The organism is Sediminibacterium sp. C3, assembly GCF_000508085.1.
Lineage (GTDB): Bacteria > Bacteroidota > Bacteroidia > Chitinophagales > Chitinophagaceae > Sediminibacterium.
Genome location: NZ_KI669560.1, coordinates 503,684 through 526,370, shown reverse-complemented (window position 1 = coordinate 526,370; position 22,687 = coordinate 503,684). Strand labels below are relative to the sequence as shown.

The following is a 22,687-nucleotide window of genomic DNA, read 5'->3' as shown; positions in this document are numbered from 1 at the left end:
ATTGACCTCTTACCTTAACAAATGGACCAATTAGATTAAAAAATTAACCATGTTTTCGTGCTATAAAAGTGTCTGCTTTTACCGTAAGTACTATAAATTCAAACGACTTTTTTAGCATATCTTTAAAAACGTTACTTTTACTTCAGAGTACTTACAGAGTACAGTACTCTTCAGAAAGATCTTTATAAGGCGGAAAACAGCAATTTTTCTGCAAGCAAAATCCGCTGTAATGCTTATCTAATAAGCGTTACAGCTCAGTTTAAAAGTTGATTATTTCTAATAACTGATAGTATGGGTTGTTTTCGGCCCACACCACAAAGACCTCAACAGCAATGTTGGGGTTTTTTGTTTTTGTACCTTTACTATTGTCGCTTTCTTATTATAATTCCCGTATTTTTAAGTAAAGTCCAAATAATGGAGTCAAAGACTCAATTTGCTTCAATAGAATCTGATATACTACAAGGAATTTATCATGCTTTGCCAGTAGCTACTTTTGTTTGGAAATACCAAAATGATGACTTCCATCTAATAGGATTTAATAAAGCTGCAACCGAATTTGCAAGTAATCAAGTAGACCAATTAATCAATAAAAAAGCAAGCGAGCTTTACAAAAGCCAACCGCAAGTGATTGCCGACCTGTATCATTGCATAAATGACCGGGTTTCGTTTGACAGAGAATTTACCTATAGTTTTAAAAGTAAAGAGCAAGAGAAATATGTGTATGTAAATTACATTTATGTTAATGAGGATATAGTAACTGTTCAGGCGCAAGAAATATCTGAAAGAAAAAAATTAGAACAGCGACTTATGGCCAGTGAAAATCGTTTTCATAGTCTTGCCGATTATGCACTGGTAGGTTCATTTATCATAAAAGATAATGTATTTACATATATCAATCATGAGTTCGAAAGTATTTTCGGTTTTACAGAAGAGCATATCCTGGGAAAAAGATTAACCGATTTTATTTTAGAAAAAGACTGCGTTTTACTTAATCAATACTTTGCTGAAAGTAATCGTAATTCCAAGCATAGATCTTGTGAAGTAAGAGGTATACACAGCAATCGTTCTATCATTAATCTTGAAGTTTTTGGTTCTAAGAAAATGTTAAACGGCAAAGAAGCCATATTAGGATCCTTATTGGATATTACTGAAAAGAAAAAAGCAGAGAGCCGATTAATTGAAGCACAATCTGCTGCAAAAGTGGGTAGCTGGGAAACCGATCTCTCAAATTTGAAAGTGTATTGGTCAGATCAGACGTTTGAAATTTTTGAACTAAACAAAAATGAATTCAGTCTCACTCACGAAACTTTTTTAAATTATGTTCATCCTGAGGATAAAGCCAAAGTTGACAAAGCTTTTAAGACGTCTTTTTCTTCCGCAGATTTTAATACAATTCAGCATAGGATTATTACTCCAAAGGGCAATATCAAATTTGTAGAGGAAAGATGGAAGATTTCCTTTAACACAAATAATGAGCCTATTCGGGTTTTTGGAACTTGTCAGGATATTACAGAAACCATTGAATACGAAGAAAAACTAGCTCTGTCTTCATTAATTGTTAATTCATCTCATGATGCAATATTGAGTACAACCCTTGACGGCATTATAACTTCCTGGAACAAAGGAGCAGAAAATGTGCTAGGATATTCCGATCAGGAAGCCATCGGGAAATCTATTTACATATTGATACCTCAAGAACTTCAAGATGAAGAAATCAATATTACCAAAAGCATCAAGGAACGAAAAGTAATTGATCGTTACGAGACTGTTAGGATTAAAAAAGACGGCACACTGTTAGATGTTTCGCTAACGGTTTCTCCAATAGTAAATGAATTTAATCAGGTAATTGGGGCCTCTAAAATAATGCGGGATATATCTGCACAAAAGGCAAGTGAATATGAAAAGGCTCAGATTATGAATGATCTGATACAGAGAAATAAAGACCTGGAACAATTTGCTTACATCGTTTCTCACAACCTTCGGGCACCTGTTGCTAATATAGTTGGCGTGACCAATATATTTAAAATGCCAGATATTGAGCCTAAAGAAAAATTGGCAATGGTTAGTGCCTTAAACCAATCTGCCCTTGCACTCGACAATGTAATTAAAGATCTCGGGCTGATTTTACAAATCAGAAGAGAAGTGAATGAACAGAAAACCCTCATACATTTTTCTGATATTATACAAGAAATAAAACAGTCAATTGACTATCTGATTAAATCAGAAAAAGTGGTTTTTGAGATTGATTTTTCTGAAGTAGGTCAAATAACATCTGTTAAGTCTTATATCTATAGCATTTTCTATAATCTGATTTCTAATAGTATTAAGTACAGACAGACTCATATTAATCCCATTATTAAAATCAAATCTTCATTAGCCGAAAATCAGATTGTTATTCATTTTTCAGACAATGGATTAGGTATTGATTTGAAGAAGAATAAAGACACCGTATTTGGTATGTATAAAAGATTTCACACCCATATTGAAGGCAAAGGGATGGGATTGTTTATGATTAAAACTCAGGTTGAAACCCTTGGTGGAAGAATTAGTATCAGAAGCGAACCCAACAAAGGAACTGAATTTAAAATTGAGTTGCCGGCGTTATAAAATTTCAAAGAAACAACCCATCAATATACACTGTTGTCAGGAACCAAACCTCATTTTGGGTGTTATTGTAAAGTGGACAATCGGCAACATATCAATCTGGTCTGGCTGAAAAGAGACCTGAGAACACAGGACCATGCGCCCTTGCAGGCCGCAGAGCAGGCGGGCTTACCTTATTTGATTGTTTTTTTGTTTGAACCCTCCATCATCGGGTTCCCAGATACAAGCCTGAGGCATTTACAATTTCAGTATCACTCCTTGCTCGCCATGAATCAACAATTGGCGAAATATCAGCAATGTGTGATCCTCTTTTATGCAGAAGCCATAACTGCATTGGAAGAAATTACTGAGCAATATGCTATTCAGCAAATATTCAGTTATCAGGAATCGGGAACAAGAATCACATTCAACAGAGATAAGCAAGTCAAAAAATATTGTGAGGCCCATCAAATAGTATGGAAAGAGTTTCAGAGAGACGGAATCATCAGGGCCATTCGGGACAGAAAAGACTGGGACAAAAAATGGTATACTACCATGAATGCACCCACTATCACAAATGAATATAAAATAAACACCCTTCCGGTTTTTGAAACAAAATACAATCTTCCCAGCGCCTTTCAGAAAAGTCTTGAAGTTTATCCTAGAGCCTTTCAACCCGCAGGCGAAGAAAATGCCCATCGGTATTTACAAACCTTTATGAATGAACGAGGGCGCTATTACAGCAAGCATATCAGCAAGCCAACAGAGAGCAGAAAAAGTTGCACCCGTCTTTCACCCTATATCAGCTGGGGTAACCTGAGTATCAAACAAGCATATCAGTCTTTGAATGAAGTGCAAAAAACTTCTTCCTTCAAGGGGCCTATCAACAATGCTATCACACGTTTAAAATGGCATTGTCATTTTATTCAAAAGTTTGAAGTGGAGGGTAGATATGAATTTGAATGTATCAACAAAGGATACGAACTACTGGAGCATCCTCTGAATGAAACATTCATAAAAGCATGGGAAGAAGGAAAAACAGGTTTCCCCTTAGTAGATGCCTGCATGCGTTGTTTGATTGCAACCGGTTGGATTAATTTCAGAATGCGGGCAATGCTGGTTTCGTTTTTATGCCATCACCTCTACCAGGACTGGAGAACCGGGGTATACCATCTAGCGCAACAATTCTTGGATTATGAACCGGGCATTCATTATCCGCAGTTTCAAATGCAGGCCGGCACCACCGGGGTGAATACCATACGAATATATAACCCCGTTAAGCAATCCGGCGACCATGATCCCGAAGGCATATTTATTAAACAATGGGTGCCTGAATTAGAAAATGTACCCCTTGCCTTTATTCATGAGCCACATACCATGAGTTTGATGGAGCAACAGCTTTGTAATACCATTATCGGAAAAGATTATCCGTTCCCAATTATAGATGTCACGGAAGCGGGAAGAATGGCGAGGGATAAAATATGGAGCCACAGAAAAGAAATACTGGTTAAGCAGGAAACAGAAAGGATCCTGTTTACGCATACAAGAAATAACAAACAGTCAACTAAAAAACAGGGCACTTAAATTTCGCACTGCTTCTGTCTTTATTCAGTGTATAATATAAAGAGACTTCATTAGAATATCTTAACTGACCTGCTGTAATCTGATTACTGAAATTGATATCATTGGTATAGCCCAGTCTCCAGTAATTCCACTCAACTCCAATATAAGGAATCAGTGACTGGTCGCTTCTATACCAGGCACCTGCATACAATTCAACATAGGCATTGAGTATGTCTTTAATATAGTGGCTATAGGCTGCACCAATTAATAGTTGGTTAAATCCTTTTTGTTGTTGTAAATGAAAACTTGCATGAAAAGTGCCTGCATATCCTACCGGACTCATCATACCTCCATGAATGGTTTTGCGAAGCGGTATAGCTGTAGTATTATTTCCGAACCCTTTTTGTGTTTGAAGTATATTAAACAAAGCGCCTCCAATATAATACAAGTGCTCACTGGTAGGAGCGTACTGATATAGAATGCCAGCGTTCACATCAACAGCGGTTTTGCTCAACCCATTATTTAAAATATTGTCACCACTGGAATTGATGATGCCACCAGGGGTAATCTGGTCTTCTAATAGTGCGTTGGCCGAGTTGAAGCGCTTGTTGTTATAGACAGCCTGAAATCCTATGGTCAATGATCGCTTTTGCTCTTCATCCAGGGCTTTCATATAGGAAAGCGAAAGACCCAGGTGATTATTGGTCAATACTTTATTGCCTGTTTGGTCCGATAGGAATAAAACACCCATGCTTAGCCGATCAAATTGTTTGATACTATTGCCGAGCAAATGAAAATCTACCGATGCTGTCTTGGTATTATACGCATTATTATAGTCTGCATTCTGAGACCGGATATTGCCCACCATTCTTGTGGTCCCGTTAAAGTTTCCTGTCAGCGCAGGATTCAGGGTTAAAGGAGAGGAAAAGAATTGAGAGAACTGAGGGTCCTGTGCTAATAATGCTGAACTGCAACCTGCAGCCAAACAAAATCCCAACAACCTTTTTATCATATATCCTTTCCTAACTCTCATCGTAATAAAGTAATATTTCCCTTGCGTGTTTCAGTGCTTCCGTCACTTAACTCAACAATCAACTGATAAATATAAGTCCCTGCTTCTGCTGGTTTTCCATTATAGTTTCCATCCCATCCCTCAGCATAACTATTGGGAAGGGTTCCGGATTTATTGAATACCACAGCTCCCCAGCGATTCATGATTCTGAACATTCTCACTTTAATAACATCTTTCCCGGCAATCACATAAAAATAGTCGTTCTGCCCATCACCGTTGGGCGTAAATACAGTAGGTAAAATCAGGTGCGACTGAAAATAAGCATTCACGGCAATGGAAGCAGAGTCCTTACATCCATACTCACTGCCAGCCAGCACAGTAACCATTGTTGAGGAATTGGTATTTAATACAGGTGCAAAGCAATTGGTGCAGTTCAGTGCAAAACCCGGTGTCCATAGTATATTGGTCACAGGCTCTCCCAATTGCTGTATGGAAAGTTGATAAGGGTCTCCGCGCGCGATAGATATCTGATTAACAGGAACCGCTATTTTAAAAACAGCATAGGGAATGGAAACCGTATTGTTGCCAACCTGATCCTCGTATATCTGTAAATCCGGATTCACATAAACATAAATATTGCCAGCGCCTTTTCGCGCAAAATGATGCTCAATCGTTGAACAGCTGCCTGAAAATACAGTGGAAGCAGGAACGATGGCCTCGTATAGTAACTTAGCTCCCGGCAGGGTTTTCAGGGTATCATAATATTGCAGTTTTATATTTCTGGTTAGTTGTTCATAGCCATTCAGCAAACAAATTTTAGTACTTACCAAAACAGAATCATTGTTATGATAACAATAAATAGCGGGATTACTGCTAACCAAATCATTCGGAAAAATCTTCACAACTGCAGTTGCAGAATCTTCACAACCAAACTGGGTGAGTGTTTTTACTTTCAAATAGGTTGTGTCAATTATTTTCATGGAAGTGTTTACACAGGTAGGGCAACTAAAACTTCCTGTACTGCTACTCCACGATATCGAGCTCAATGCATCAGGTGCATAATTGAGTTTAAAATTTTGTGTGCTGTTCACATATACGGTTGTGTCCTGTGGGCTTATACTTCTTCTGGGTTGAAACAGGGTTCTGGATCTTCTGTTATTGGTTTTACTGATTTCCTTCAAACTGTTTTCTTCATCCAGCACCAGGTAAATGGAATCGGAACGGTTACGGTCTGCTTTTACAATATGAACAAAGAAGGCGGAACAATTCCCTAAAATATCGCTAGGTAATTTAAATGCAGTCTCCATTTCTACCCTACCTGCCTGTGCAGTATCTCTGTTGTAAAACCGAACCATGGTTCCTGCAGGAATCGTGTCTACACCAATATTGGTAATGCCAAAGTAAACACGGATAGAATCGTTTTTATAACAATTAACCGAATATAAATTCAACACTGCATCACTGGTAGCTTCTGTAACATTTAGGGAAAAGGTTTGTGAGGTTGAAGTACAGCTGCCTTTGCTGGCGATTAGCCAGATTGTATAATTACCTGCAGAAGGAAATGAATACTGAAAATTCGTTGCAGTACTCATCAGTTGCTGAACACCGGTAGTGGTGTTTCTCACATACCATTCAAAACTGTCTGCATTTTGCGAGTGGTTTACAAATGTTACCGTGTCTTCGTATAATCCGGTTCTGGAAGCGACAATTCTTTTGTCTGGTGAAAATCTGGCAACTGTTCCGCAACTAACAATTACCTGCGTGTAATAACTACTAGAGCAGGTACCAGCAGCGTTGAAGGCTTTTAATTTTATTTGATAAATGCCCGCAACAGGAAACAAATAACTCAGATTCGTGCTGGTTCCCAGTAAGCTTTCTGCACCGGAAGCCATGTCTTTCATCCACCATTCGTAATTGCTTGCACCCGTAGAACGATTGGTAAAATCAACGGAAGTGCCCGTAAGCGGAAATGGATTATTTGTTATTTCGTAAAGTGCATTGATATTATCAGCACAGGGGGGATTGGCACCGTCGCTTACCAATAAACTCCCACCATTGAACACAGCAAGAAATGCGCGCATTCTTTCTCCCTGACCTGGCGTAAACACAGTAGGGCAGCTGGTTCCATAATCCATGAAGTTGGAAATATTGTCCGGAACATCAACCGTAAAAGGTCCTGAAAGCGTATCTGTGCCACAGGAGTTTTCCGGATTACTGCAAGGAGAACCCTGTGTACTTCTGTCGGGTGGTGTATCGCAAACACGGTCTCCGTCGGTAGTACAATCATTGTTGGCACAGTTGGTCCCTTGAAAAGTGTGCAGCAAAGAAAGATAATGCCCCATTTCATGGGCAAGAACTGCCGTGCTTAATCCGGCAACCACCATACCTCCGCCAGCAGAAGCATATCCCCCGTAAGCCATTCGGGTCCATTGACCACATTCAAATCGGCTGGGTTGGATTTCTCCGTTAATTTTTTTCACTACCCAGATATTGGCAAACCTGGATGGGTCCCATTTAATCTGATTTTTTAAAGCCGCATCTTCTAGGTCAACATCCACGCTGTCATAAAAGGATTTGATGCGATTGATTCCATTTGATTTTTCTCCGGTGGGGGTTCTTTGTGCCAATCGAAACTGAATACGGGTATCTTCTCCTAACGGATCAACACTATAAGCACCCTGATGCGCATAAGCCCTGTTTAAATCGTCCAGACTGGCCTGCACCATGGCATCTGTTATAGAGAACGGATCTGCATCAATAATATGATATACTACAGGTATATAAACAGTAGGAGGAAGAGGTGTAGCAGTTGACTTTATTTTTCCGGTTGACTGACTGCGGATTTGGCCGTTCACCATTCTGCTGGAACGATCTTTTGCAATCTGCACCTGAATAGCCCGATTCAGTTTTTCTTCTTCTGCCTGAAAATACTTAGCCTTGATTGTATCGGTTCTTCCCAAATCATATCCACACAATACCTGGGCTGTCAGTTTAGAAAAAACTGAAGCAAAGAAAACGAAACAGTAAATAGTGAATTTGTTTTTCATCAACGGGGGGGAGAATTGGATTTAAGAACAGAGGCTGGTTTTATTTTTAGATGCTATTTAAATACTGTTTGCAGCCCACACAATCAAAATAAATGTAGTTAATTTTAATCATGCAAAATACAGTTGTCATTACAGGTGCTGGCATTTCCGTAGAATCGGGCATACAACCATTCAGGGGCAAAAATGGTATTTGGAATGAGAACCCAACAGAAATGGCTACCTATCGGAATTTCAGAACCAATACCAGTAGTTTTCTGCAGTGGTATTACCGCCGCTTTGTGAGTTGTAAAGACGCGTTGCCCAATCGTGCTCATGAGATACTGGCTAAGCAACATGTAAAATTAATAACCCAGAACATCGATAATCTGCATCATAAAGCGGGTCATGCAACAGACGCGCTGATTGAAATTCATGGCAATATTAATTTCAAAAGAACCATTCAGGCTATGGACAGGGATGAACTGGTACTGGCGCATTGGGATCAGGTAGATGAAGCGCATCTGGAACGGGATTTATTTGACCTCTTCCAAATCCGTAAAGATGGAAGCATTGATGAACAGCATTCCATGCGACCCCATATACTGTTGTTTGATGAATATTATACCGAACTGTATCAATACACCAAGGCACAGCAATGGCTGGAAGACGCTTCCACTATTATTTTTATTGGAACTTCCAATTCGGTTGGCTTTACCTATGGCGCATTGCAGGAAGCATTGTTTGCCAATAAAAAGATTATCGTAGTGGATCCTAACCCAGCTCCTTCATTCTTTCAACCCGGGGTTGAAATTGTTCAGTCAACTGCCACAGCGTTTTGTAGTAAATATTTTATATAAAGAACCAATATCTCACAGATGGCTTTTCTTAAATGAATTATATTTAAGTTTCTAATTCCCCTAAAATCTCAATCATGAATTTTAAAAAACAGTACCTCCTATTGGCAGCGATGGGCTGCCTGCTATTTTCAGCAGATGCACAAACATCTAATGAAACTCAGGCTACCAAAGCAACAACCGCCTCAAAAAGAAAAATCCAGCCATCTGATGTGTATCGATTGCAGTCCCTTGGTGATCCGCAGGTGTCACCTGAAGGAAACTGGATTGCCTATACTTTGTCTTCTGTTGATTCGGTACAAAACAAGCGTAATACAGATATCTGGATGGTAAGCTGGGATGGTAAACAAAATATTCAGCTGACCAATAGTCCGGATGCGGAATCTCAACCACGCTGGAGCCCCGATGGGAAGTATCTGTCTTTTGTTTCTTCAAGAAACGGAGAAACCAATTCTCAAATCTGGTTGATGAATCGTTTGGGCGGAGAAGGAAAGAAGCTGACCAGTCTAAAGACAAACTTAATGGACTACTCCTGGAGCCCTGATGGTAAAAAAATATTGATGACCATTAAAACAATGGCAGATACATCCAAGCCTAAAACGCCAAAGCCAATAGTGATTGATCGGTATAAATTCAAGCAGGATGTGGTAGGTTATATCACGAAAAGAGATCCCATCCACTTATATCTATTAGACGTTGCCAGTAATAAAATAGACACATTAACCAGCGGCGAGTTTGATCAAACCAATGCTGTATTCAGCCCCGACGGAAAGCAGATTGCTTTTGTAAGCAATACTACAGCCGACCCCGACAGAAATATCAATACCGATATTTTCGTGATGGAAGCCAAGCCTAAAGCTCCTGCAAAGCAATTGACGAAATGGCCTGGTTCGGATGATAGTCCAGTTTGGAGTCCGGATAGCAAAACCATTGCTTTCTTAAGTTCCTCTACAGAAGGTTACACTGCGTATCAGCAAATGATTTTGAATGTAGTGGATGCAAGTGGATCTGGTGCACCTAAGCCCTTATCCAAATCATTGGACAGGCCTGTCAGCAATATGAAGTTTAGTAAAGATGGAATGCATATTGCCGTATTGGTTTCTGATGACAGAGAGAGATATATTGGTCAGTATAATTTAGCAACTGGTGCTTTATCTAAAATTGCCGGTGGCAAAAAAGCGTATTCCTCCTTACAAGCTCACAGCAATAATAACTGGTTGGCTGCGATGAGTGAACCACAATTGCCAGCAGAATTGTATGCGGTTGAAAACGGCGTGCCTAGAAGACTAACCAAACACCAGGATGAATTTGTGGCTCCGCTGGAATTGGCTTCTGTTGAAGGTTTCAGCTCTACCAGTGTAGATGGCGCCAATGTATCCAGCATTGCTTTCAGACCTGCTGGTGTTCCGGCAACGCAAAAATTGCCAACCTTGTTTTATATACACGGCGGACCTGTTGCACAGGATGAATATGGTTTTGATTTAACCAGACAAATGTTATCAGGTGCCGGTTATATGGTAGTGGGTGTAAACTATCGTGGAAGCAGTGGTCGTGGATGGGAATTTTCTAAAACCATCAGTGCAGACTGGGGTAATAAAGAAGTGAAAGATATTCACGGTGCTGTAGATTATGTGGTAGCAAAGGGTTGGGCCGATAAGGACAAATTAGGTATTGTAGGCTGGAGCTATGGAGGGATGTTAACCGACTATTTAATTGCAACCGATACAAGATTCAAAGCGGCCAGCAGTGGTGCAGGCGTTGCGATGGTTTCTTCTTTATATGGAGTAGATCAGTATATCAATCAATACGACAATGAACTGGGTGCTCCCTGGAAAAACATTGACCGCTACTTAAAAATTTCTTATCCTTTCCTTCAAGCAGATAAAATTAAAACACCTACACAGTTCATGGTGGGCGAAAAAGATTTCAATGTGCCTTCTGTAGGTACAGAGCAAATGTATCAGGCACTTCGTTCTATTGGAACCCCAACTGAGCTGATTATTTATCCGGGTCAGTTCCATGGTATTTCCGTACCCAGTTATGTAAAGGATCGTTTTGACCGATACATCAGCTGGTTCAATAAATATCTTAAATAAGAAACTTGCAAATGAGCCCGTTAAAGCTAAAGGGAATTGGTGGTTTATTGTTCATGTTGGTTTTTCAATCAACGTTTGCACAAAAAACAATCCAAACCGATGTATTGGTGGTAGGTGCGAGTGCCAGCGGAATTGCCGCTGGCATTCAATCTGCCAGAATGGGGGCTCAAACCATTATAGCCGAGCCAAGCAACTGGTTGGGAGGAATGATTACAGCAGCCGGTGTATGTGCATTTGACGGGAATCACAATTTACCATCCGGTATTTTCGGGGAGTTTCGTTCAGCATTGTACAAAGTATATGGAGGACCTAACAAAGTTTCCACTGGATGGGTCAGCAACACTTTATTTGAGCCGCATGTGGGCGATAGTATTTTCAAAAAAATGGCGGCATCCACCAGAAACCTTTCTGTTCAATACCAATTTCGTTTTCATAAAGCTATTTTAGAAAACGGGGTGATCAAAGGCGCCGAGTTTACAAAAACCCAAACAGGCGAGAAAGTCCTTATATATGCAAAGCAGGTGATTGATGCTACAGAACTGGGAGATGTACTCGCCAATGCGGGTGTTCCTTATGATCTGGGAATGGAATCCAATGAAATCACCAAAGAGAATGTACACAAAGGTCCCAGTAATAATATCGTGCAGGATATCACGTATGTGGCAATCCTGAAAGATTATGGTATTGGAAAAGACTGCACTATTGTGCGTCCCGCCAACTATGATCCCGCAGAATTTGATGGAGCTTGTACCGATTATTATTTTGACAAAAGCAGACAGAAGCCGAGTGTGGATGCACAAAAAATGCTGAACTACGGGAAGTTGCCGAATAATAAATACATGATTAACTGGCCGGGTTATGGCAATGATATTTATTTAAATATTGTTGAAATGAACGAGGCCGATCGCAACAAAGAATTGCAGAAAGCAAAGGAACAAACATTGCGCTTTGTTTATTTTATACAGTATCAGTTAGGGTTTAAACACCTGGGTTTTGCTGATGATGAATATCCTACCCCTGATCGTTTTCCCATTATTCCCTATCATCGCGAAAGCAGGAGGGTTAAGGGGTTGGTGAGAATGGACGTGCATCATATTGCCAGGCCTTTTCAATTGGAGACCCCCTTGTACAGAACGGGTATTGCCGTAGGCGATTATCCGATTGATCATCATCATAAGAAAAATCCTTTAGCTCCGCAGCATCTGGACTTTTATGGCGTACCTTCTTTTAATATTCCCCTGGGGGCTTTGATTCCTGCAAATACCAATGGATTGATTGTTGCAGAAAAAAGCATCAGTGTTTCCAATGTAGTAAATGGAACAACCCGATTACAGGCCATTGCTTTGTTAATTGGTCAGGCTGCCGGAACCATCGCTGCTACTGCTGCAAAAGAAAATACAACTGCTGCAAAAGTATCTGTAAGAAAAGTGCAGGAAGCTTTACTTGCATCCAATGCCTATATCATGCCTTATTTTGATGTACCTGTTTCGCATCCACATTTTGAAGCGGTGCAGAAAATTGGCGCAACCGGAATTTTGAAAGGACAAGGCGTACCAACCGGCTGGGCCAACAGAACGTATTTTCATCCCGACTCTTTGGTAAACAGGCAGGAGTTGTTAAAAGATATGTTGCCTTATTATAAATTGGAATTTACGCAACAGAAAAAACTAATACTATCTGAAGCCATTGATTTTATTATGAAAACGGCAGCCGCCAATAAAACGGCAAAAGCAAATTGGGATTTCGCGAATAAAAAAATATTTACACAGCAACTACAACAAGCCTGGATTCAATGGAAGCTCGGCTACTTTGATCCCGCCATGCCCCTTACCCGATTAGAGTTTGCTGTATTATTGAATGCGACGCTTGATCCATTCAATGCCAGGCCCGTAAATCATTTGGGCCAGCTTCGTTAATGTATTATTGAATGGTTAGCTTTTTCAAATAATAACCCGCTGCATCCACCAAAGGAAGGCTATTGCTCTTAACCGTAATACCCTCTTTACCAATCATCATCCTGACAGGTTTTCCATTAATGGTTACTTCATAAGGAAGATCCATGAAATAATTCAGGGGTTTAATCTGGTATTGCTGGTAACCGGTTTCTTTGATGGAGATTTCCATTAGTGCAGTCGTTCTTAAATGAAAATCAAAAAAAGGTTTTAGTGAATAGCCAGCCGCTTTGCTGAACAGTTGTTCCACATCAGAAGTGGTCACCGTATTATCATATGTGTAAGCTTCATCTGTAGCCAGTTGTTTCAGTGTTTTAAAAAACACATCATCTCCAATTACATAACGTAAGCTGTGCATGAAGAAAGACCCCTTTGTGTAAATATCATTTCCAGCATAGGTTTCATCTTCGGATAATTCCTCACCACCCACCAATGGTTTTCTGTAACGGATTCCTCTTTTGTGAGCTGCAATTATTTTATCGTATTCTTCCTGTCCGCCCAGTTCATACATGGCCAATGCTTCCGCGAAAGTGCCAATGCCTTCCTGAATCCACATATGGGCCCAATCTTTATTGGTTACTTTATTGGCCCACCATTCGTGCGCATATTCATGAAACAGGTTAGCAGAATACTCCTGGCCACCCACTGTTGTGAAAATAAATTTATTGTCGAAGGTAATCATGGTCTGATGTTCCATACCAGAGTTCGGAACAGCAGCTATGCCAATTTTTTCCTTGTACCAGGGGTACTCTCCAAAGTATTTTTCTAATATTTTACTGTCGCGTTTTTTGGCTTCAATCACGCGTTTGGCCTGGGCCGAATCTTCTTCCAGGATATAATATTCAATGGGAACTATATTGCCATTAATAGTGGTGTAACTATCTTTTACCACTTTATATTTTCCAATATTGAACAGAATGCAATAATTGCTAATGGTATAATTTGTTTTCCAGAAGAAGCTGGTCTTGTCTTTTTTCGTAACGGTTTTCTGCAGAAGGCCAGGACCCGCAACACTTAATCCCTTGGGTACAGTAATATTTAGTTCGGCGCCTTCATTGGGTTCATCACTGGGGTGGTCCTTGCAAGGGAAATACATTCTGCCTCCCTCTTTCTGAATATTGATGGATACCCAATCATTTCCTGAACGGTCTTTGGCCCAGGTGAATCCGCCTAACCATGGCGGTCTTACCGCTTCAGGGGGATTTCCGTTATAGGCAATGAACACGCTGTGACTGCCTGGGCTAAATCGATTGCTTTTATCAAAACCATTTCCCTTGATGTAAATCTTTTCTTCTTTGTGATCAAAGGAAACAGGTTTGCCATCTACCTTAATGGATTCAATATTGTAATGCTGAATCAAATCTAAGAGAATGGTGTCTGCTGCATTTTTCAATTGCAGATTCACAATGGTATTTCCTTTAATGAATTTATTGGCAATGTCAACATCCAGGGTTATCACATATTTTCTGATATCCATATTAGCCTGAACCGGCTTCAATTTACCTCCGGAAGACATTTTCCCAATATCTGTTTTTTGTTGACCGTTCACTTGTTGCCCAAGTACAGATTGCGGGGTAATTAAATGTACAAATGAAACGAAGCCAATTGTGGCAATCAATTGTGCGGGTGCCAGAAAAGGCATTGCTTTAAAGGTAAACATGGTAAATAGTTTAGGCTAATGAAGAATTTTTTGGCTTGATTAAAGCGTTTTGATTTTGATATTTCTGAAAGAAACCCCCTTGGCCCAATCCTGCAATCCAATATGACCCTTGGTTGCTTTTCCAAAATCGGGGAATACAGCCAGTTTACTTTCTGCCACCATTTTATTCCATTGTTCAGAACCAATTTGTTCTTCTGCTGTCATTGCACCATTCAGCCAGAAACTGATTTTACCATTTACCTGAATAATTTTGCTCTGGTTCCATTCACCTGCTGCTTTAGGTTCTACTTTGTTTTTGATGGGAGTTAAACCGTAGAGCGCACCAGCCCCTGTTTTTCCTCCATCCAGGTAGCCGGGTTTTGCGTTTTGATTATCGAGTAGTTGGTATTCAGGACCTGTTGCCCAGGTGGCCATATAGCTGGTATCGTCCTGAACATTGATGAATACACCACTGTTACCTTCGCGCGCAACTTTCCATTCAAAAACCAATTCATAGTTTGCATAAACCGCATCGGTTACAATATCGCCATGCGTTCCGGTAGTATCGCTACTAGCAGTAGTCAATTCCCCATTCTCTGCTTTCCAGCTATGTTTCATTTCAGGTTTGCTGAACATATGCCAGCCATTGGTGGTTTTTCCATCAAAAAGCAATTGCCATCCTTCGGCTTTTTCTTTTTCAGTAAGGGTGTTGGGTTCGGAAACCGGATTGGAACAAGCCAGCCCCATGCAAATAAAAACGGCAGCAATAAAAGAGGAGAATTTCATTTTGTAGAATTGGGTTAACAAGATTCGTTTGTAACTAAGTTAGTTTAGTTTATGGGAAGAGCGTTAAGGAAATCAGACAATCATTTGATCTCGCTCACCGAAAAAAAGGGACACTCCTCCCTACTGAATATTCAAAATATAAATTTTTATCATATTTTACCGCCTTTTGCAGATTAATTGACTAAATTTACCCTCCCCCTTTACCTTAAAACATTGCTTTATGATAGATCAAAGCCAGGTATTGATTACCTTACCCGACGGGGTTTTTATGGAAGGTCATTTTAAGACCAAGCATTCAATGAAGATTGAAAGCAGTATTAACGGAACACTTCTGTCTAAGCAGAAAGTGATTTTAGAAGCTAATTCCGTATTTAATGGCGATCTGATTTGTTCAGAGCTGGTATTGTCAGGAAAATTCAGTGGCAATATTTTTTGTACAGGAAAAGTACAGGTAAAACAGGGTTGTCAGATTTCAGGTAGAGTGTACACCTATCGTTTTGAAAACGATGAAATGACAGACCTGGATTGTATCATCAGCGTACCAGACACCAATACCATCAATAAAATCAAGCAAATCATTGAAACCATTGATGTTGACAAGAAACTAAGTTCAGATCCTAATTTGCCAAGCTTAATCAAGATTTACGAAGACAATTTAGCAGCGAAGGAAAAAGTGAAATTACCTGAGTTGGTTAAAGAACCATCCAAGCCAATTCCAGTTGCAGCGAATGGCATTCCAACTGCAGCAACCAATGGAGTTTCCAATGGTGTTGCAAAATAGTTATGGGTTTCTGAAAAAATATTCTATACCCCAATCAAGAAAAAGGCTGTCCTAAAAAGACAGCTTTTTTTATGCATAGATTTAACGTTAGCGTAATGATTTCTTAACCCTTGGTTAATATGGAATAGGGAATTTTGAAAAACACTACCCATGGATAAACGCTCTGTTAACGTTGTTGTTATGAGCGATTTGCATCTTGGAACTTATGGATGCCATGCCACAGAAATCCTCCAATACCTAAAAAGTATATCACCTCAAATTCTCATTTTAAATGGTGATATCATTGACGGTTGGCAGTTTAGTAAAAGATATTTCCCAACTTCTCATTTACAGGTCATAAAAGAAATCATCAACCTTGTCAGTAAGGGCACAAGGGTGATCTATATCACTGGCAACCATGATGAAATGTTGCGGCGATACAGTGATGTTGAGATGGGTAACTTTAAACTAACAGATAAAGTGGTCATGGAAATTGATGGGAAAATGACCTGGATTTTTCACGGAGACGTATTTGACGCCACTACAAAGGGAAGTGCCAAAATGCTTGCAAAATTGGGAGGGCATGGCTACGACTTATTGATATTGTTAAACCGATTCATCAATTATTTTTTAAGACTGGCGGGAAAAGAAAAAATGAGCCTGAGTAAAAAGGTAAAAGCCAGTGTTAAACAAGCTGTTTCATGGATCGGAAACTTTGAACAAACAGCTGCAGAATTAGCCATCTCAAAAAAATACGATTATGTTATCTGTGGACATATTCATCAACCGCAGGTAAGAACAGTGGAAACCGAGGAAGGCAAAGTAGTGTACATGAATAGTGGTGACTGGGTTGAAAATTTAACTGCACTGGAATACAACCAACATGAATGGACGGTTTATCAATATGATCCTAAATTTTTTGTTGCAGTTGATGAAGAACGCGCTGGTCAAAATACAACAACACCAACACTAAATGTGATTACAGACGAAGTGAGTTTATTTCTAAACTCTTTAATTCTTCAACCATGAAAATTTTCTATGCGGTTCAGGCAACTGGTAATGGCCATATAGCCAGAGCCATTGAGTTAATGCCCTATTTGAAAAAAATGGGACAGGTAGATGTTTTTTTAAGTGGAAGCAATAGTCATTTGCCAGCCGCCTTGCCAGTAGTATTCAAAAGCAAGGGTATGAGTCTTTTTTATGGTAACAATGGCGGATTAAACTATCCTAAAATGCTGCAGTCCTTTTCTCCTTTCCAGATAATCAGGGAAGCTGCTGCTTTACCTGTAGAAAAATACGATTTAGTCATCAATGACTTTGAGAGTATAGCTTCTCTTGCGTGTAAAATAAAAAAAGTTCATTCTGTTGGACTGGGTCATCAGGCAAGTTTTAAGAGCAGGCATACACCACGTTCCAATAAAAAAGATATGCTGGGTGAATTCATTCTGAATAACTACGCTACCGCAAGTGAATACATTGGTTTGCATTTTGAAAACTATGATTCTTTTATTCAGGCACCCGTAATAAAGGAACAAGTATTAAAAGCAACTCCCCTAAACAAGGGTCATATTACTGTTTACCTCTCTCATTATAGTGATGATGTTCTGCTCCAGTATTTTACAAGATTTTCTGAAGCGAGTTTTCAGATATTCAGTAAAAAAATAAAACAACCCTTTAGGCAGGCAAATATTGAATGGATGCCCATTAGCAATGAAGGCTTTACACAAAGCATGATTGATTCGGCCGGAGTTATTACCGGTGCTGGTTTTGAAACCCCTGCAGAAGCAATGTATCTTCAGAAAAAATTATTGTGCATTCCAATTAAAGGACAATACGAACAGCTTTGCAATGCGGCAGCATTGGAAAAACTGGGTGTTACCATATTACCAGCAATTAGGGAAGACTTCTCTGAAAAGCTAGAAAGTTGGCTTAATTGGGAACAGCAACATTCTTTTGTGTTGCAGAACACTACTGCAGGGCTTATTGAAAAACTAATGGATGTTGTGGATAGACCTTTTGTTGGGTCAGCAAATCTCTTTGACGGAGATCTTCATGAGGATTCAACTGAATTAAATGCTAGTGGCTTCTCCTTACCTCAACTCTCTTTAAAATATTAAGACTTGTCTGATCAGTCAAATCTAAAAGCCAGTGATTTTGGCAATGATTTTTTATGGGGAGTAGTAACTGCTGCTGCTCAAAATGAAGGCGCCCCAAAATTGGGTGGCAGAGGACTCTCTATCTGGGACGAGTTTGCAAAAAAAACAGGTAAAATAAAAAGCGGTCATCAACCCAATATCGCCTGCGATTTTTATCACCGGTATAAGGATGATTTATTACTGGTTAAAGCACTGGGTTTTAGTGTGTTCAGATTCTCCATTTCGTGGAGCAGAATTTTGCCTGAAGGAACAGGAAAGGTTAACCCTGAAGGCATCTTGTTTTATCATCAGGTAATTGACGAGTGCTTGCAATTGGGCTTAATTCCATTTGTTACTTTATATCACTGGGATTTGCCTTTGGCTTTGGAAAAACAAGGGGGTTGGACATCCACCCATATGCTAAAATGGTTCTCCAGATACGTCCAGGTTTGTGTAAAAGAATATGGTGAGAAGGTACAACACTGGATTGTTCTGAACGAGCCAATGGGCTTCACTTCATTAGGGTATATGATTGGAAAACATGCCCCCGGAAAAATAGGATTGAGCAATTTTCTTCCTGCCGTGCACAATGCAGTAATGGCGCAGGCTGAAGGAGGAAGAATCATCAGAACTCATGTGTCCGGTGCAGTGATTGGTACCAGTTTTTCTTGCAGTGAAATCATTCCCTTTACACAAAGTGAAAAAGACAAGGCAGCCGCAAAAAGAATTGATATTCTGTTAAACAGGTTGTTCATTGAGCCGGCACTCGGATTGGGATACCCTTCCGATGATTTTTTATTGATGGATAAATTATATCTGCACAATAAAGCCTGGAAGTACAAAGAAAGAATGCAGTTTGATTTTGATTTTATAGGGATACAAAATTATTTTCCAGTTGTAGTAAAATACAATGCAATGATTCCGATTATTCAGGCAACAGATGTAAGTGCGAAAAAAAGAAAATTGCCTGTTACAGATATGGGATGGGAAATTAACCCCAACAGTTTTTATAATATTATTGAGCAATTTGCTTCTTATAAAGGCGTTAAAAAAATTATTATTTCTGAGAGTGGAGCTTATTTTAAAGACAAACTAATTGCAGGGGTAATTGATGATCAGCAACGGATTGATTATTACCAGCAATTTTTGCAAGCCTTGTTAAAAGCAAAAAATAATAAGCTACCGGTCGCAGGATATTTTGCCTGGACACTAATGGATAATTTTGAATGGTCAGAAGGATATCATGCAACATTTGGATTGGTTCATGTTGATTTTGCTACTCAGTTAAGAACTGTAAAAGCATCCGGACACTGGTTTAGACAGTTTTTAGCGCAGTGATCTAGTTAAAATATTGTAGTAAATTGGTGGAATGAAAAACCATTCCGAAAACGTTAAACAGAAACAGCTGGCTTCTAGCGTAGTCAATTTCTTTTTTTAAAGTGCCATTTCTTTTTATTCATTGGAATATTTTTTTCCATTAAGCAAGCAAATGCACAGTCACCTACATATTATATTACTGCAGATAGAGTTTTCGATGGTGAGCAAATGCATGCGAATTGGGCAGTGATTGTAAAAGGAAATAAAATAATTGCCGCTGCTTCTAAAGAAAAATTAACAAAACCGGCAGATGCAATTGAAATTAAACTTCCCGGTTCAACCCTTATGCCAGGGTTAATTGAAGGCCACTCCCATATATTGTTGTATCCTTATAACAAGACTGCCTGGGACGATCAGGTAACCAAAGAGACTGACGCCTATAGAACAGCAAGAGCAACTGTTCATGTAAAAAAGACCTTGCTTGCTGGATTTACTACTGCCAGGGATCTGGGATCTGAAGGAGCGGGGTATGCAGATGTTTCCATTAAAAAAGCTATTGAGGACGGTATTATTCCCGGTCCAAGATTACTGGTAGCAGGTAAAGCCATCGTTGCTACAGGATCTTATGGTCCTAAAGGTTTTGACCTTGACCAGCATATTATGCTGGGTGCAGAAGAAGCAGATGGAAACAATCTGATTAAGGTAACCAGAGATCAAATTGGCAAAGGTGCTGACTTGATAAAAGTATATGCAGATTATAGATGGGGTTTAAATGGAGAAGCAGCTCCTACTTTTACTTTAGATGAGTTAAAAAAAATTAATGAAGTAACGGTTAGCAGCGGGAGAGTAATGGTGGCCCATGCAAAAACAAACGAAGCTATGCAAAGAGCCATCTTAGCAGGAGCAGTTACCATTGAGCATGGCGATTTACTCGATGAAAAAACAGCAGAGTTAATGAAACAAAAAGGTACTGTTTATTTTCCTACCCTAGCGGCAACCGAATCTGTAACTCAGTATAAAGGTTGGAAAAAAGGCATTGAACCTGAACCCGAAGCCATACTACAAAAGCGAAAAGCATTTTCCATTGCAATGGCCAAGGGCGTAACCATTGGTATGGGTGGTGATGTAGGTGTTTTTGAACATGGAAACAATGTGCTGGAAATGGAGTTGATGGTACAATATGGAATGCCGGCAATACAAGTACTAAAAGCGGCTACCAGTATCAATGCGCGTGCATTGGGCATGCAGGATCAGATCGGTTTTATTAAACCGGGTCATTTTGCCGATCTGGTAATTTTTTCCGGTGATCCTTCACAAAATATCAGCCTTCTGAGAAACCCGTTATGGATTATGAAAGACGGCGTGGTTTATCCCGCCGAAAACACTAAGAAGTAATATCTTAGGCAAATGTTATACAAGCGCTATAAGAAAGAATTCGCCATGCTAATTGGATTGGCAGTGGCTTTGTTGTTTTATTTTTTGAACCCCCTTTCGTTAGCGCCTAAGGCTGTTGCAGTTTTATCCATTGCGTTTGCCATGATTATATGGTGGGTACTGGAAGCAGCACCTTTGGCCGTTGTTGCACTGGTTCCTATTGTTCTGTTTCCTATGCTGGGCATTGCCAGTGTAAAAGAAGTAACCAGATCTTATTCGGATTCTACTATTTTTTTATTCATGGGAGGCTTCTTCATTGCATTGGCTATTGAAAAATGGAATCTGCATAAAAGGATTGCATTGAATATTATCAATGTAACGGGAACCAACGGAGACAGAATTATATTGGGTTTTATTCTGGCTACTTGCTTTTTAAGTTTATGGTTAAGTAATACGGCTACAACCATGATGATGCTTCCCATTGCGGGCTCCGTAATACATGTAATCACCAAGCACCACAATCCTGGCGGCAACATTAAAAATTTTTCTCTGGTGCTCATGCTCTCCATTGCCTATGCTTCTAATTTTGCCTTGGGCACCATTATTGGTACGCCGCCCAATGTTGCTTATGTAGCGCATATAAGTGAGCGATTTGATTATATCATTGGATTTACAGACTGGATGCTGGTGTTCATGCCATTGACCATAGTAATGACTTTTTCTTTGTATTGGGTGATGGTAAAATGGTTATATCCCAATAAAATCACACACAGTGTAGAAGGTAAAGCCTTTATTGTTTCTGAATTAAAGGGATTGGGTAAAATGTCTTTGCCCGAGAAAAGAGTATTAATTGTTTTTTGTACTACTGTGTTTTTTTGGGTTACAAAAGACTTGATTAATGAGTTTCAAAAAACCATTGTGCTAGATGATGCCATGATTGCCATGGCAGGAGGATTGTCACTGTTCATTTTTTCATCGGGCCTTCCATCGGCTAAAGCGGAAGAATTAGTTCATGCAGAAGAATTGGTTTTGGTTGCGGAACCAACTATTCTAGAAGAGGAAGCTGAAAATCATCATCGTTTATTAGAGTGGGCAGATACCAGCAAAATGGCCTGGGGGATACTGATGATGTTTGGAGGCGGTATAGCTTTGGCCAAGGCTTTGGAGGATGCCAATTTATTGCAACAGCTGGGTTCTTATATTGCTTCTTTCTCTTCGAGCAATCTGTTGCTGATGATTCTGGTTGTAACTACCTTATCTGTATTCCTCAGTGAAGTAATGAGCAATATTGCGCAGGTGATTGTGCTGGCTCCGGTAATTTCATCCGTTGCGATTGCATTAAATATGGATCCGCTTTCTTTGGGAATACCCATGACATTGGGTGCAAGTGTTGCGAGCATGTTGCCCATGGGCACCCCACCCAATGCCATTGTATTTGCCAGTGGTCATGTTAAAATAAAAGACATGATGAAGACAGGGTTTGTTTTAAATATTGTCTGCATCATCATCATTACTTTGTTCTGCTGGTTATTGCAACCCTATCTGATTAAATTGCATTAGTCTTTATTCCGTTGTGCTATAAAGCAGAGC

General features: G+C 39.7%; 15 protein-coding genes. 11 read left to right on the top strand and 4 right to left on the bottom strand.

Going from position 1 to position 22,687, the window contains the following annotated elements:
• Nucleotides 1–414 precede the first annotated feature (414 nt).
• Together F777_RS0102490 and F777_RS0102485 are read left to right on the top strand one after the other, a co-directional pair.
• The gene (locus tag F777_RS0102490; protein ID WP_026750660.1) at nucleotides 415–2,607 is read left to right on the top strand and encodes a PAS domain-containing sensor histidine kinase; all 2,193 of its coding nucleotides are present in this window, start codon (nucleotides 415–417) and stop codon (nucleotides 2,605–2,607) included.
• A gap of 33 nt (nucleotides 2,608–2,640) precedes the next feature.
• Nucleotides 2,641–4,167, top strand: coding sequence for a cryptochrome/deoxyribodipyrimidine photo-lyase family protein (locus F777_RS0102485; protein WP_201767563.1), 1,527 nt, complete (start codon nucleotides 2,641–2,643; stop codon nucleotides 4,165–4,167).
• On the opposite strand, the gene F777_RS0102480 is transcribed toward F777_RS0102485, so the two are convergent.
• Nucleotides 4,148–5,179: a PorP/SprF family type IX secretion system membrane protein gene (locus F777_RS0102480; protein ID WP_026750658.1), complete on the bottom strand. Its 1,032-nt coding sequence runs from the start codon at nucleotides 5,177–5,179 to the stop codon at nucleotides 4,148–4,150. The genes F777_RS0102485 and F777_RS0102480 overlap by 20 nt on opposite strands.
• Nucleotides 5,176–8,205 (bottom strand): T9SS type B sorting domain-containing protein, encoded by a 3,030-nt coding sequence (locus F777_RS0102475; RefSeq protein WP_026750657.1) that lies wholly within the window; start codon nucleotides 8,203–8,205, stop codon nucleotides 5,176–5,178. Before F777_RS0102475 ends, F777_RS0102480 begins: the two co-directional genes overlap by 4 nt.
• 110 nt (nucleotides 8,206–8,315) lie before the next feature.
• Between F777_RS0102475 and F777_RS0102470 the strand changes: the two genes are divergently transcribed.
• From F777_RS0102470 to F777_RS0102460, 3 genes are all read left to right on the top strand, one after another.
• Entirely contained in the window at nucleotides 8,316–9,041 is a 726-nt protein-coding gene (locus F777_RS0102470) for an SIR2 family NAD-dependent protein deacylase (protein WP_026750656.1), read from the top strand.
• A 74-nt stretch (nucleotides 9,042–9,115) separates the two neighbouring features.
• Nucleotides 9,116–11,134 (top strand): S9 family peptidase, encoded by a 2,019-nt coding sequence (locus F777_RS0102465; RefSeq protein WP_235785878.1) that lies wholly within the window; start codon nucleotides 9,116–9,118, stop codon nucleotides 11,132–11,134.
• A gap of 11 nt (nucleotides 11,135–11,145) precedes the next feature.
• Entirely contained in the window at nucleotides 11,146–13,050 is a 1,905-nt protein-coding gene (locus F777_RS0102460; protein WP_026750654.1) for an FAD-dependent oxidoreductase, read from the top strand.
• Between the two features lie 4 nt (nucleotides 13,051–13,054).
• On the opposite strand, the gene F777_RS0102455 is transcribed toward F777_RS0102460, so the two are convergent.
• Nucleotides 13,055–14,746, bottom strand: a complete 1,692-nt coding sequence (locus tag F777_RS0102455; RefSeq protein WP_026750653.1) for a M1 family metallopeptidase — start codon at nucleotides 14,744–14,746, stop codon at nucleotides 13,055–13,057.
• A gap of 39 nt (nucleotides 14,747–14,785) precedes the next feature.
• Nucleotides 14,786–15,511 carry a 3-keto-disaccharide hydrolase gene (locus F777_RS0102450; protein WP_026750652.1) on the bottom strand — a complete coding sequence of 242 codons (726 nt, stop codon included), beginning with the start codon at nucleotides 15,509–15,511 and terminating at the stop codon, nucleotides 14,786–14,788.
• Between the two features lie 220 nt (nucleotides 15,512–15,731).
• Between F777_RS0102450 and F777_RS0102445 the strand changes: the two genes are divergently transcribed.
• From F777_RS0102445 to F777_RS0102420, 6 genes are all read left to right on the top strand, one after another.
• On the top strand, nucleotides 15,732–16,292 hold the full coding sequence (locus F777_RS0102445) for a polymer-forming cytoskeletal protein (RefSeq protein WP_026750651.1): 561 nt from the start codon (nucleotides 15,732–15,734) through the stop codon (nucleotides 16,290–16,292).
• A gap of 150 nt (nucleotides 16,293–16,442) precedes the next feature.
• Nucleotides 16,443–17,300 carry a UDP-2,3-diacylglucosamine diphosphatase gene (locus F777_RS0102440; RefSeq protein ID WP_026750650.1) on the top strand — a complete coding sequence of 286 codons (858 nt, stop codon included), beginning with the start codon at nucleotides 16,443–16,445 and terminating at the stop codon, nucleotides 17,298–17,300.
• The gene (locus F777_RS15460) at nucleotides 17,297–18,388 is read left to right on the top strand and encodes a glycosyltransferase family protein (protein ID WP_051408378.1); all 1,092 of its coding nucleotides are present in this window, start codon (nucleotides 17,297–17,299) and stop codon (nucleotides 18,386–18,388) included. The genes F777_RS0102440 and F777_RS15460 overlap by 4 nt, the downstream gene beginning before the upstream one ends.
• 3 nt (nucleotides 18,389–18,391) lie before the next feature.
• Entirely contained in the window at nucleotides 18,392–19,744 is a 1,353-nt protein-coding gene (locus tag F777_RS0102430; RefSeq protein ID WP_026750649.1) for a GH1 family beta-glucosidase, read from the top strand.
• Nucleotides 19,745–19,951: 207 nt separating this feature from the next.
• Nucleotides 19,952–21,118: a metal-dependent hydrolase family protein gene (locus tag F777_RS0102425; RefSeq protein ID WP_152530836.1), complete on the top strand. Its 1,167-nt coding sequence runs from the start codon at nucleotides 19,952–19,954 to the stop codon at nucleotides 21,116–21,118.
• 12 nt (nucleotides 21,119–21,130) lie between these two features.
• On the top strand, nucleotides 21,131–22,657 hold the full coding sequence (locus F777_RS0102420) for an SLC13 family permease (protein ID WP_037369051.1): 1,527 nt from the start codon (nucleotides 21,131–21,133) through the stop codon (nucleotides 22,655–22,657).
• The last annotated feature ends 30 nt before the right edge of the window (nucleotides 22,658–22,687 follow it).